The organism is Comamonas sp. 14P8.1.4, from assembly GCF_057799285.1.
Window position 1 is genome coordinate 361,522 of record NZ_JBYOKN010000003.1, and the last position, 12,371, is coordinate 373,892.

General features: G+C 62.9%; 10 protein-coding genes and 1 other RNA gene. 6 read left to right on the top strand and 5 right to left on the bottom strand.

Features of this window, described 5'->3' with window-relative positions; translation table 11 throughout:
• Positions 1-26 precede the first annotated feature (26 nt).
• Positions 27-785, bottom strand: a complete 759-nt coding sequence (locus AC27VO_RS08690) for an RNA pseudouridine synthase (RefSeq protein ID WP_488666308.1) — start codon at positions 783-785, stop codon at positions 27-29.
• Positions 772-2,454 (bottom strand): MBL fold metallo-hydrolase, encoded by a 1,683-nt coding sequence (locus AC27VO_RS08695; protein ID WP_488666424.1) that lies wholly within the window; start codon positions 2,452-2,454, stop codon positions 772-774. Before AC27VO_RS08695 ends, AC27VO_RS08690 begins: the two co-directional genes overlap by 14 nt.
• Positions 2,455-2,610: 156 nt before the next feature.
• On the opposite strand from AC27VO_RS08695, the gene AC27VO_RS08700 reads away from it, so the two are divergent.
• Positions 2,611-3,618 (top strand): Bug family tripartite tricarboxylate transporter substrate binding protein, encoded by a 1,008-nt coding sequence (locus AC27VO_RS08700; RefSeq protein ID WP_488666309.1) that lies wholly within the window; start codon positions 2,611-2,613, stop codon positions 3,616-3,618.
• Between the two features lie 68 nt (positions 3,619-3,686).
• Here the strand turns inward: AC27VO_RS08700 and rnpB are convergent.
• An RNA gene (gene rnpB, locus AC27VO_RS08705) (RNase P RNA component class A) lies at positions 3,687-4,027 on the bottom strand.
• Positions 4,028-4,061: 34 nt separating this feature from the next.
• Positions 4,062-4,232 (bottom strand): hypothetical protein, encoded by a 171-nt coding sequence (locus tag AC27VO_RS08710; RefSeq protein ID WP_488666310.1) that lies wholly within the window; start codon positions 4,230-4,232, stop codon positions 4,062-4,064.
• Positions 4,233-4,423: 191 nt separating this feature from the next.
• Here AC27VO_RS08710 and cysK point away from each other — a divergent pair, with 191 nt between their 5' ends.
• Positions 4,424-5,344: a cysteine synthase A gene (gene cysK, locus AC27VO_RS08715; protein ID WP_488666311.1), complete on the top strand. Its 921-nt coding sequence runs from the start codon at positions 4,424-4,426 to the stop codon at positions 5,342-5,344.
• A gap of 105 nt (positions 5,345-5,449) precedes the next feature.
• Here cysK and xopAW read toward each other — a convergent pair whose 3' ends face one another.
• Positions 5,450-6,358, bottom strand: a complete 909-nt coding sequence (gene xopAW, locus AC27VO_RS08720; protein ID WP_488666312.1) for a XopAW family type III secretion system calcium-binding effector — start codon at positions 6,356-6,358, stop codon at positions 5,450-5,452.
• Between the two features lie 254 nt (positions 6,359-6,612).
• On the opposite strand from xopAW, the gene AC27VO_RS08725 reads away from it, so the two are divergent.
• The 4 genes from AC27VO_RS08725 (at position 6,613) to AC27VO_RS08740 (ending at position 12,280) form a co-directional block, all read left to right on the top strand.
• A complete protein-coding gene (locus AC27VO_RS08725) occupies positions 6,613-7,320 on the top strand; it encodes a response regulator (protein ID WP_488666313.1) in 708 nt (235 codons plus the stop codon).
• On the top strand, positions 7,308-8,489 hold the full coding sequence (locus tag AC27VO_RS08730; RefSeq protein WP_488666314.1) for an ATP-binding protein: 1,182 nt from the start codon (positions 7,308-7,310) through the stop codon (positions 8,487-8,489). Before AC27VO_RS08725 ends, AC27VO_RS08730 begins: the two co-directional genes overlap by 13 nt.
• Positions 8,490-8,603: 114 nt before the next feature.
• Positions 8,604-10,448 carry an ABC transporter ATP-binding protein gene (locus AC27VO_RS08735; protein WP_488666315.1) on the top strand — a complete coding sequence of 615 codons (1,845 nt, stop codon included), beginning with the start codon at positions 8,604-8,606 and terminating at the stop codon, positions 10,446-10,448.
• Between the two features lie 152 nt (positions 10,449-10,600).
• Positions 10,601-12,280 (top strand): methyl-accepting chemotaxis protein, encoded by a 1,680-nt coding sequence (locus tag AC27VO_RS08740; RefSeq protein WP_488666316.1) that lies wholly within the window; start codon positions 10,601-10,603, stop codon positions 12,278-12,280.
• The last annotated feature ends 91 nt before the right edge of the window (positions 12,281-12,371 follow it).

Genomic DNA, 12,371 nt, shown 5'->3' on the forward strand with positions numbered 1-12,371 from the left:
TTTGCATGGTGCAGGGCAGCCTGCGCTCAGAAGCGCTCCCAGGGCATCACGTAGCGCCACTGGCCTTCTTGCAGCTTGGCCATGGAAATACGGCCCATGCGCAGCCGCTTGAGCCCGATGAGCTTCAAGCCCACGCCGCGGCACATCGCGTCCATCTCTTCCGGAAAGATGCCTTTGAGCGCAAAGCGCAGGTGGTTGTCGCTTTGCCAGCTGACCTTGATTTTCGGCAGGCGTTTGCCCGGCACCGATGTGCCGTTGCACAGGCGCTCCAGCCCTTCGACATCCAGACTGCCTTGCACATGGGCAATGCATTCCTGCTCGATGTACAGCGCATCTTCCGTCAGCTTGCGGGCAATACGGCGGTCTTGCGTGAACACGGTCAGGCCGCTGCCCGGCACGGGAATCGGCTCCAAGCACTCCAGGTGCTGGAAATGCTTTTGCAGCATGCGAATGGGCGCCGGCGTATCGCCCTGGTGCCAGTTGTCGGGGGTGAGCAAATCCAGCGCACTGCGCGGGCCACCCGCCTGCACGGAATAGCCCGCAGGCTTGTGCAACAAGAGGGTGACCGGTGGCACATGCTCGGCCTTGGCCCCGTCCGCCACGGTGATCTGCTGGTGGGGCAGGACCCGCGCGCCCGGGTGTTCCTCGGTAACGCCGTCCACCTGGACGGCGCCGTTTTCAATGTACAGCTCAGCCTCGGTGCGCGAGCAGCCCAGTTGCTCCGCTAGGCGCTTGGCCAGGCGGGTGCCTTCGTCGTTGTTCTTGGGGTATTCAGTCGGTGACATGCTGCAAGCCTAAAGCACGAATGCGTTCCACGTGCGCAATCAGGCTTCTTTCAGCCAGTTTCCACAGAGCGGGCGGGGTATCGGCATAGGCCAGCGCCACCCAATCTTGGGCGGTGCCCTGCGGCTTTTGCTGCATGGCGGCCAGCACCTTGGCCTCGCGCGCCAGGCGGTGGGCCTTGAGTTTGGCAATCACGCCACCGGCCTGCCCCAGCACATAACCGTGGGCAGGCAGCAAAAACTCCACCCCCTCGGCCAGGCACAAGACCGCCAGTTTGTCGAGGCTGTCGATGTAGTCGCGCATATTGCCGTCGGGCGTGTCGATGATGGTGGTGCTGCCGTTGAGGATGTGGTCACCGCTGAACAGCAGCGCGTCTTCCTCCAGCAGCAGGCACAGGTGATTGGCGGCGTGACCTGGCGTGTGCACGGCACGCAGCGTGTGCGTGATATTTGCAGTGTTTTTTTCCTCCAACCCTGATGCAGCAAGCGCTACGCGCTCTCCATCTTGCAGCACCACATCGGGCACAAAATGGCTGTTGGCCCGCGCTGTGGGCGCCGAGGGCAGGCCGTAAATCAGCGGCTTGGGCAGCCCGCGCTGCACGCACAATGTCTGCAGCAGGAAGGCACCGGGGGAATGGTCGGCATGCGAATGGGTGCAGACGATGTGGCGCACATCGTTGCCTGCTGCGTCCAGCAGGCGCGCCACATGCGCGGCATCGGCCGGGCCGGGGTCAATCGCGATATAGCCCGTGGCTGCTTCTCCGACCAGATAGCTGTTGGTGCCCGGCCCCGTCATGACGTTGGCGTTGGGCGCCGTCAGGCGCAGCAGGTTTTTGCGCAGCGGCACGGCCCGCTCGCTTTGCCAGGCCAGCTCATGGAAATACTGCCCGTCCGGGCTGACCATGACGGCCTCGCCATAGGCCGCATCGCTTTCGATCAAGGAGCGCTCTTTGCCCTGCTCCATCCCAAAACGTGGGGCATGCGCCCACAGCGGCCCTTGGGCGACAGCCTGCAAGATGGCGGCCACGCTCTCGAATTTCGACAGATAGCTCAGTGTGCGCACCGTAGGCAGCATCATGGGCATCTGCTGCGCACGGTGCTGCGCCAGAGCGGCCTTGGGCTCGACCCAGACCGCTTCAAACTGCTCGCGGTTATCAGGCTCTGGCGTTTGCCCCAGGGGCATGCGCGCGACGAAAAACGGAACGGCAAAGCGTTTGGGCAGATGCGGGGGCGCGGTGAAATGGCCCACCTGCCACAGCGCGGCGGCGTCCAGCTGCAGGCCCGCTTGCTGCAACTGTGGCCACAGCGGTGCGTGCCGGTTCAGCCCATCCACATCAGATTGCTGCGCCGCGCTGCCGTCGCGGCGCACGGCCAGCAGCACGCCCATCTCTTCCAGCGTCTCGCGCAAGGCGGCCACCGTGGCCGCGCATGCATCGGCCGTCATATCCGGGCGAAAGCGCACCACGTCTGCGGGCACTTGTGCATCCTGCGCCTCGATGCCGCCTCCCGGGAAGACATACATGCCGGGCGCAAAGCTGGCCTGGGCCGAGCGCCGGGTGATCAGCACCTCCCAGCCACCTTCGGCGCGATCGCGCAGCAGCAGCAAGGTGGACGCAAGCAGGGGCGTGGCGGGCACGCGCTGGGGGTGGAGCAATTGTTCGGGGCGCAACATGAAAGACATTATTCCGTGCAGCAGGGGCAAGTCTTGTCACCGGTTTAACGCGGCTTCATATCTCTATGTGCATAAGCAAGCATATAGACATACAAAAATCTCATGAAGATGCCTGCACAATGCCGCTCATCAACCCCTCACAGAGACAATTTCGCCATGCCTTCCATTGCCCGACGCGCCCTGTTTCGCACTGCCTCCGCCGCTGCCTTGGCACTGGCTGCCCTGCCCACGGCTTTCGCCGCCGATGCCAAGGCCTGGCCCGCTCAGCCGATCACCATGATCATGACGTTCAACGCAGGTTCGGGTGTGGACGTGGTGGCTCGCCTGATTCAGGAGCCGGTGTCCAAAATACTGGGCCAGCCCGTGATCATTGACTACAAGCCGGGTGCGGCTGGCAACATTGCCAGCGAATACGTCTCGCGCGCCAAACCCGATGGCTACACCATGGTGTTTGGTACCGCCGCAACGCACGGCACCAATGCCGCGCTCTACGCCAAGCTGCCGTTCGATGTGGAGGCCGACTTCACCCCGGTGGCTCCCGTGGTGACTGTCTCCAATGTGCTGACCATCAACCCGGACGTCATTCAGGCCCGCAACCTCAAGGAATTCGTCGAAACCGTCAAAGCCAACCCCGGCAAGTACAACTTCGCCTCCACCGGCAACGGCACCGGCACCCACATGGCGTTCGCCGAGCTGAACTGGCGCCTGGGCCTGGACATGGTGCACGTGCCCTACAAGGGCGGCCCCGACGCCATCACCGGCGTGCTGCGTGGCGAGGCCTGCTGCATCATGAACCAGGTGCAGACCGTGCTGCCCCATGTGAAGGCAGGCAAACTGAAGATGCTGGCCGCCAGCACCGCCGAGCGCATTGCCGCCGTGCCCGATGTACAGCCCGTGGCTGACAGCGGTCTGCCCGGGACCAAGGGTTTTGACAGCGCCATCTGGTTCGGCATCTTCGCGCCCAAGAACACACCCGCCCCCATCGTGGCCAAGTTCAATGCCGCCGTGCAGCAGGCGCTGCAGCAGCCTGAGATTCGCGAGCGCCTGGAGAGCACCGGCAACAGCCTGCGCCTGGAAAGCCCGGAGCAATTCAAAAAGACCGTGCACGACAACCGCAAGAGCCAAGCAGACATCGTGAAGGCTGCCCACATCGTCATCCAGTAAGCGCTGACGCTGGACACAAAAAACCGCCTGCGGCATGCCGAGGCGGTTTTTTTATTGCAGTGTTCAAAGTGTGAAGTTCGCCGATAAGCCGGATTCTGTGCACAGCGGTTGCCCGCTGCGTGACTGCCATTACTCTGGGCTGGGGGTCGCCCCACCAGCTCGATGCTACCTACCCGCACACTCCGGGGGCCCCGTCAACGTGTGCCTACTTGGTATTGCTGCGCGTAGAGATTGCCCGTTTCACCCTGTCCGGTCTACCCTTGCGGGCACTCCTGACAGACTCGTCTCTGTTGCTCTGATCCTCACCTCACGGTGGACAGCCGTTAGCTGCTACGCTGCCCTATGCAGTCCGGACGTTCCTCCAGTGCCTTGTTTCCAAGATCGCACCAGCGGCAGTCTGGCGAACTTCACAGCGGCAATTATCGCCCATGGCGCCCGTGTTTTCAGGTTCGCGCGGAAAGCACCTGAATGTCGTAGACGATCACGCCCATCACCGCCAGCACCCCCAGCAGCATCAGGCCCGGGCCCCATTTGTAGTCACGGCAGGAAAAACCCACCAGCAACACGATGCAGGCAATGGACATGGACACCATGTTGAAGTGCAAGAGCGACATGTAAAACCTTTGAAGAATGGGCGGTGCAAGCAAACGTATCTGCGCAGTATGCAGCGTCCTTTTTCGAAAATTACATGCCTGTGTCAAACACTGTGCTTATCCGTGCGGGGCATATCGATATCGCCAACGGTATGAACAAGTGCGCCAGAATATGTTTTTCCGTTCCGCTTCGATTCCATCAAGGAGACGCTATGAAGTTCGACAACGTCCTGCAGACCATTGGCAACACCCCCGTAATTCGCATGAACCGCTTGTTTGGCACGGCTGCCAACGTGTGGATCAAGTCCGAGCGCGGCAACCCTGGCGGCTCCATCAAGGACCGTATTGCGCTGGCCATGGTGGAAGCGGCGGAAAAGTCGGGCGCACTGAAACCCGGCGGCGTCATCATTGAGCCCACCAGCGGCAACACCGGCGTGGGCCTGGCCCTGGTCGCTGCGGTCAAGGGCTACAAGCTGATTTTGGTGATGCCCGAGAGCATGTCGATTGAGCGCCGCCGCCTGATGCTGGCCTACGGCGCCAGCTTTGATCTGACACCCAAGGAAAAAGGCATGAAGGGCGCGATTGCTCGCGCTGAAGAGCTGGCCGCACAGACACCCGGCGCCTGGATTCCCCAGCAGTTTGAAAACCCCGCCAATGTGGCGGTGCACGAAGCCACCACCGCGCAAGAAATTCTGGCGGACTTCCCCGATGGCCTGGATGTGCTGATCACCGGCGTGGGCACGGGCGGCCACCTGTCGGGCGTGGCCAAGGTGCTCAAGGCCAAGTTCCCGCAGCTGAAGGTGTATGCGGTAGAGCCCGCAGCCTCCCCCGTGATCTCGGGCGGTGCACCGGCACCCCACCCCATTCAGGGCATTGGCGCAGGCTTTATCCCCAAGAACCTGGATGTGGCACTGCTGGATGGTGTGATTCAGGTCGAAGGCGAGCCCGCCCGCGAGTACGCCCGCCGTGCAGCCGCGCAAGAAGGCCTGCTGGTCGGTATTTCTTCCGGCGCTACGCTGGCCGCCATTGCGCAAAAGCTGCCAGAGCTGCCCGCCAACGCCAAGGTACTGGGTTTTGCCTATGACACGGGTGAGCGTTATCTGTCGGTCGAAGGCTTCTTGCCCAACGCCTGAGCCAACGCCTTCCCCACAAAAAAAGCCGCCGGCCCATGCCTGCGGCTTTTTTCATAGCTGCTTGCGCAAGCTTAGCAAGCGCTAGCGGTCATTTTCATGCACAAGTTATGCCGCGTAGCTGAACGTGCTGGTGGCCGCTTTTTCCTGGCCGCTGGCGGCGCTATATGCCGCATTCACGGCTTTGCTCAAGGCCTGGCGTGCCCAGTCCTGGTCCACCGATCGGCTGGCGCTGGCCGTGCTGGAATCCCCACCGCTGAGCTTGGCCTGGGCTTCAGCCGCTTTTTGGGCACCGGCCAAACGCTCTTCCAGCGACACTTCACCATCTTCATTGGTGTCCAACGCGTCATACACCGTCGTCGTGCTGCCGCCGCCTGCGCCACCCACTGGGGCTGCGCCCGATGCGCCTTCCGTCTCCGCTGAAGCTTGCGTGCTGTCAGCGCCACCCGCTGGAGGTGGGCCCGAAGGCGGCATTCCGCCAGCGTTTTTCGGGCGTCCTGCCTCGAATTCCGCTTGGCTCAAGCTGCCATCGGCATCGCTGTCCAGCGCTGCGAACATGGCTTTCGCATCCTCTTCGCTCACCGTTTTTCCGCTCATGTCGGACATCAACGATTGCAGTTCCGTGCTGCTCACACCACCGCTGCCATCGGCATCGAATTTGGAAAACAGATCGTCTGCGGCCTGCGCGCCACGGCTTTGTGCGAACGACATGGTGGACGGCGCTTGCATGGCCTGCGCCATGCTGCTGAGCGCTGCGTCCAGCTCGTCGGTGCTTAAGCTGCCATCGCCATTGGCATCGTTGTTCGCCAACAGGTCTTGCGCGCTGCTGCCGCTGGCTTGACCTGTGCGGCTGGACATCTCGTCCATCATGGACTGCAACTCGTCGGTATTCAAACCGCCGCTGCCGTCCGTATCAAAGCTGTCTTGCAGCTTTTCACTCAATTTCTGGGGCTGGCGCTGCTGCAGGGCAGAAATGCTGCTCCACGTACTGCTGCCCAGGCTGGATATGCTGGTCATAGGGGTTCCTTTCTTTAAGGCCCGCTCTTGCCAAATATCCCATCCAAGACGCACAGCGAGCCGCATGCCATGCTGCGCGGAGGCCGTAAATCCTTGTTGTCAGTTTTGTACAGAAGTTGATACAAAACCCCTGCTTGGCCCGCCAAATAAAGCCACCAGCACGCTGCGTTTTGCGCCATCACGCCCTAAGTAGGTCTTTACACTCGGCCGCACCGCCCAGGCTGTCGAAGGTGGATTCAAGGGAAGAACGCAAGATGTACGGAATTTTGGTGGTGGATGACGATGCAGAGATCACCACCTTGCTCAGCCAGTACCTGGGGCGCTATGGCTTTCGCGTGTTCTGCGCCCACGATGGCGCCAGCATGTATGCGCACCTGCAGGCCCAGCCCATTGATCTGATCGTCATGGACGTGATGCTCCCCGGCACCGACGGTCTGACACTAGCACGCCTGCTGCGGCAAAGCTCGCCCATCCCCATCATCATGCTGACCGCCCGCGCCGACACCGCAGACTGCGTGGTGGGGCTGGAGCTGGGCGCCGATGACTACATGGGAAAACCGTTTGAGCCGCGTGAGCTGGTTGCCCGCATCCACAGCGTGCTGCGCCGCAAATCTGCCGCGCCAGACGATGTGCACGCGGCCGTGGCAGTACGCTTTGATGGCTGGACGTTGCAGCGCCTGGAGCGCCAGCTGCTCGACCCGGATGGCACGGTCATCCCCCTGTCGTATGCCGAATACCGCCTGCTGGACTGCTTGCTGGATGCGCCGCGCCGTGTCTTCACCCGAGAGCAACTGATGGAACACGCGGGAAGCAAAACCCTGGACAACCTGGACCGCAGCGTGGACCTGCTGGTCTCGCGCCTGCGTCACAAGCTGGGGCAGCCCGGCGCCGCCCTGATCAAAACCGTGCGCGGTGCCGGCTATATGTTGAGCGTGCAGCAGGTGCAGTCATGCCCGCTGTGATGCCCATGCGCACCACTGCGCGCCGCTGGCTGCGCTGGCCTGATTCGCTGTTTGCACGACTGGCTGCTCTGCTGGCCCTGGTGGCCATCGCCAGCCATCTGCTGGCGCTGACGCTGATGTTTGAATTCCGCGTTCCGCCCCCAGAGCCGCCACCCCAGCCACGCCCGCCCATGCAGAGTGACCCGGTGCTGCAGCCCATTACCTTGGGCCAGGACAAACATGGCTACACCGTACGCCGCATTGCCCCACAACTGGTGGACGATGGGCAGCACCCGCCACCCCATCCCCAGCCCATGCCGTTGTGGACGTTTCTGATCGACATGGGCGTGCGCCTGCTGGCCCTGCTGGTTGCCGCATGGTTTGCTGCGCGCTGGCTGGCCCGCCCCATCCGCCAGCTGGCCGTGGCCGCGCAGGAGCTGGGGCGTGATTTGCACCGCCCGCCGCTGCCCGAGAGCGGCCCCCTGGAATGCCGCGAGGCCAGCCATGTGTTCAACCAGATGCAAGAGCAGCTGTGCCAGCAATTGCAGGACCGCGACCGCCTGGTGGCCGCCGTCTCGCACGACCTGCGCACCCCGCTGACCCGTTTGCGCCTGCGCGCCGAAATGCTGGACGATGCGCAGGCGGGTGCCGACATCCAGCACGATGTGGCTGAAATGGAAAGCATGATTCGCGACACCCTGGACTACCTGCGCGGTCAGGCCCAGGGGCCGCAGATGGTGCGCATACACCTGCACGCCTTGCTGCAAAGCGTGGTCGATGACCACGCGCTCAGCGGCGCAGTCATTCCCCTGAGCGGCGATGCCTCGCTGATCGAGGCACAGCCCGGCCCACTGCGCCGCTGCATTGACAACCTGGTTGGCAATGCCCTGCGCTATGGCGGCGGGGCAGAGATTCATGTGGCGCACACCGAGACCCACGTCTGCATCACCGTGCGCGACCATGGGCCCGGCCTGCCCGAGTCTGCGCTGCAAGAGGTGATGCAGCCGTTTGTGCGCATGGAGCACTCACGCCACCGCCACCATGGTGGCGTGGGTCTGGGGCTGTCGATTGCCCGCGACATTGCGCGCCGACACCACGGCGAGCTGCTGCTGCGTAACGCAGAAGACGGCGGCTTGTGCGCCGTTTTGCAACTGCCCACCATCAACACAAAAACAGCCCCTAACGCTTGATAGCACTGCGCAAGCAGCTATCAATTCAAAGCAACGCAGTGCGTGCCGATAGCCCGCACTGCGCGCAGGACATGGCACTCGCCTACCATCAGAGCGACAAGGAGAGGCACCATCTTGTTTCGCTTTTTTGAACACCGCATCCCCCCCTACCCGACCGCTGAGCCGCAACTGCCGCCCACGGGCTTTGTCGCCTTTCTGTGGGCCTGCACGCGCGGCATGCGCGGCTGGATCTTGCTGCTTACGCTGGTCAGCGCGGCCATGTCGGTCTACGAAGCCTTTTTGTTTGCGGTGATGAGCCACGTGGTGGACTGGCTGTCCACCACCCCTGCCGCGCAGCTGTGGCAGGTGCAGCGCGGCAGTCTGCTGGGCATTGCCACCATCTTGCTGGGCAGTGTGGCCCTGCTGGCGCTGCAGACCATGGTCAAACACCAGGTACTGGCGATCAATTTCCCCATGCGTATGCGCTGGGTGTTCCACCGGCTGATGCTGGGGCAAAGCATGTCGTTCTACGCCGACGAGTTTGCCGGCCGCATCACCACCAAGATCATGCAGACCGCACTGGCCGTGCGCGAGGTGGTGTTCATCGTGGTCGATGTACTGGTGGGCGTGGGCGTGTTCTTCATCAGTATCTTGCTGCTGGCAGGCAGCTTTGACGCCTTCATGCTGCTGCCTTTCGGGCTGTGGCTGCTGGCCTATGGCGCAGCGTGCTGGTACTTTGTGCCGCGCCTGGGGGCCGTTGGCAAGGCGCAGGCCGATGCACGCTCGCTGATGACGGGCCGTGTCACCGATGCCTACACCAACATTGCCACTGTGAAGCTGTTTGCACACACGCGCCGCGAAGCCGAATACGCACGCAGCGCCATGGATGACTTCAAAGTCACTGGCTATGCGCAAATGCGCCTGGTCAGCCAATTTGAAGTCACCAACCAGATCCTCATCACCGCTTTGCTGCTGAGCAGCTCAGGGCTGTCGCTGTGGCTGTGGAGCACGGGTGCCGTGGGCGCCGGTGTGGTGGCTGCCGTGATTGCCATGGCCCTGCGCGTGTCGGGCTACTCGCACTGGGTGATGTGGCAAATGACCGGGCTGTTTGAGAACGTGGGCACCATCCAAGATGGCATCACCACACTGTCCAAGCCACGCACCATCACCGACGCAGCCAACGCCGCACCACTGCAGGTGCGCCACGGCGCCATTGCTTTTGAGAACCTGTGCTTTGCCTACAAGGATGGCGGCAAGCCCGTGATTGACGGCCTGAACCTGCGCATCCGCCCCGGTGAGCGCATTGGCCTGATCGGCCGCTCGGGCGCAGGTAAATCGACGCTGGTCAATCTGCTGCTGCGCTTTCACGAGGCGCAATCGGGGCGCATCACGATTGATGAGCAGGACATCACCCAGGTCACGCAAGACAGCCTGCGCAGCGCCATCGGCATGGTCACGCAAGACACCTCGCTGCTGCACCGGTCCATGCGCGAGAACATTCTGTATGGCCGCCCCGACGCCAGCGAAGCGCAGATGCATGCCGCCGCGCAGCGCGCCGAAGCCGCCGACTTTATTGACACCCTGACCGATCGCCACGGCCGCAGCGGTTATGACGCCCAGGTGGGCGAGCGCGGGGTGAAACTCTCGGGCGGCCAGCGCCAGCGCGTGGCGATTGCGCGCGTCATGCTCAAGGATGCCCCCATTCTGCTGCTGGACGAAGCCACCAGTGCCCTGGACAGCGAAGTCGAAGCCGCCATCCAGCAAAGCCTGGACGGCTTGATGCATGGCAAAACGGTGATTGCCATCGCCCACCGCCTGTCCACCATCGCGGCCATGGACCGCCTGGTGGTCATGGACAAGGGACGCATCGTCGAAGAAGGCTCGCACCAGCAACTGCTGCAGCTGGGCGGCATTTACGCGCGGCTGTGGGCGCACCAAAGCGGTGGTTTCTTGAGCGAACCCTCGGAAGGTCAGTTGTAAGCCCACCGAACGCTTGATGCAGCGCAAAAATGCATCATTCAATGCAGCCCGGCAAGATAAACGGCAGCGCTTGCCGGCTGCGCCTCCCTAGCATGTGATGCCGTTTGCGTGGGTGCTCCCTGTGCGAACAAGGACTCACACAAGGGAACCCCATGCACGCCACCGTCGAACGCCCGCAGGCTCCGCCAGCCCGCGCTGCCGCGCCGCGCACGCCATCCACCAAAACACCACGCACACCACCCGCACCGCCGGTGTTTGAACCCGCGCTGCGCAAGCTGGCCCCGCCAGCCATGCAGGCCCTGCGCGATGAAGAATTTGTGGTGCCTGACAGCGAGCTGCTGATGTCCACCACAGACCGCACCGGGCGCATCACGCACTGCAATGCGGCATTCATCCATGTCAGCGGCTTCAGCATGCAAGAGCTGATGGGCCAGCCACACAACATCGTGCGCCACCCCGACATGCCTGCCGATGCCTTCAAGGACATGTGGGCCACGATTGGCCATGGCCGCGCCTGGTCGGGCGTGGTCAAGAACCGCCGCAAGGACGGGCGCTACTACTGGGTGCGCGCCTATGTCACTCCGATCATCGAAGATGGCAAGCCCGTGGGCTATATGTCGGTGCGCGTCAAACCGTCGGAGGGCGAAGTCCGCGCAGCCAGCGCGCTGTATGCGTGCTTCCAATCCGGCACCCAAGGATCGATGTACCTGCACGCCGGGCGGGTGCGCAAAAGCGGGCTGCTCAACCACCTGGGCAAGCTGCAGCGCGCCAGCTTCACCCAGCGCCTGCTGGCGTTGCTGGCCCCCATCTGGCTGGTGGCACTGCTGTTTCCGCTGATGGGCTGGCAGGCCAGCTGGCAACTGGGTGTGCAAGCCGCCCTGCTGACGGTGTTGACGGCATTTGCGCTGTACCGCCAGCACATCCGCATCACGCAACCGTTTCGCCTGGTGGCTTTTCTGGCGCGTGACATTGCGGGCTGCAAACTCGACACCCCACTGCCCGACTATCTGGGCCGCCACCCCATGGCGTTTCTGCTGGAACGCCTCAAGCAGGTGCACATCAATTTGCGCGCCGTGGTGGGCGATGCACGGCACGAGATCGAAGGCTTTTCCATGCTGTCGCGCAACCTGACGCAAGGCGCGATCAACCTGGCCCAGCGCACCGACCGTCAGGCGCAGGATTTGCAGGAAACCGCTGCAGCCATGGAGCAACTGTCCGCTACCGTCGCCCATGCACAAAATGCGACTGAAAAGGTCAAGGTCCACAGCGAGCAAAGCGCCCAGCTGGCGGTGCAAGGCGGCAAGGCCATGGAAGATGTGAGTGGGCTGGTGCAAGGCATGCACCAGTCGTCACAGCAGATGGGGCACATTGTCTCGACCATCGAGAGCATTGCGTTTCAGACAAATATTCTTGCGCTCAACGCCGCCGTGGAAGCCGCGCGCGCCGGGGAGCAAGGCCGGGGCTTTGCCGTGGTGGCGGGCGAGGTGCGCAGCCTCGCGCAAAACAGCGCCAAGGCGGCCGGAGAGATCCGCCAGCTGATTGCGGCCTCCAGCAGCCAGATGGACCAAAGCGCGCGCCACATGCAGCATGCGGGCAGCACCATCCATCAGGCGGTGGCATCGGTCGCGCAGGTCAGCACCTTGATCCACAGCGTGGTGACCGCCACGCGCGAGCAGACCATCGGGATCTCGCAGGTCAACGACGCGCTGAACGATCTGGACGCCGTCACGCAAGACAACGCGCGGCTGGCCGAAGAATCGGCCCATTCCGCGCAGGACATGGATACCAACGCCAGCATCCTGCGACGCACGCTGGACGTATTTCGCATGTGAACGCGCTACATGCCCAACCAACAAGCCCCAACAGGGGCTTGTTTTTTGATAACTGCCAGCGCTTGATTTACCGAACATTCACAACAAAACC

Coding starts and splice junctions, on each gene's coding strand:
- AC27VO_RS08690 (WP_488666308.1), bottom strand. CDS start 785: ATGTCACCGACTGAATACCCCAAGAACAACGACGAAGGCACCCGCCTG.
- AC27VO_RS08695 (WP_488666424.1), bottom strand. CDS start 2,454: ATGTTGCGCCCCGAACAATTGCTCCACCCCCAGCGCGTGCCCGCCACG.
- AC27VO_RS08700 (WP_488666309.1), top strand. CDS start 2,611: ATGCCTTCCATTGCCCGACGCGCCCTGTTTCGCACTGCCTCCGCCGCT.
- AC27VO_RS08710 (WP_488666310.1), bottom strand. CDS start 4,232: ATGTCGCTCTTGCACTTCAACATGGTGTCCATGTCCATTGCCTGCATC.
- cysK (WP_488666311.1), top strand. CDS start 4,424: ATGAAGTTCGACAACGTCCTGCAGACCATTGGCAACACCCCCGTAATT.
- xopAW (WP_488666312.1), bottom strand. CDS start 6,358: ATGACCAGCATATCCAGCCTGGGCAGCAGTACGTGGAGCAGCATTTCT.
- AC27VO_RS08725 (WP_488666313.1), top strand. CDS start 6,613: ATGTACGGAATTTTGGTGGTGGATGACGATGCAGAGATCACCACCTTG.
- AC27VO_RS08730 (WP_488666314.1), top strand. CDS start 7,308: ATGCCCGCTGTGATGCCCATGCGCACCACTGCGCGCCGCTGGCTGCGC.
- AC27VO_RS08740 (WP_488666316.1), top strand. CDS start 10,601: ATGCACGCCACCGTCGAACGCCCGCAGGCTCCGCCAGCCCGCGCTGCC.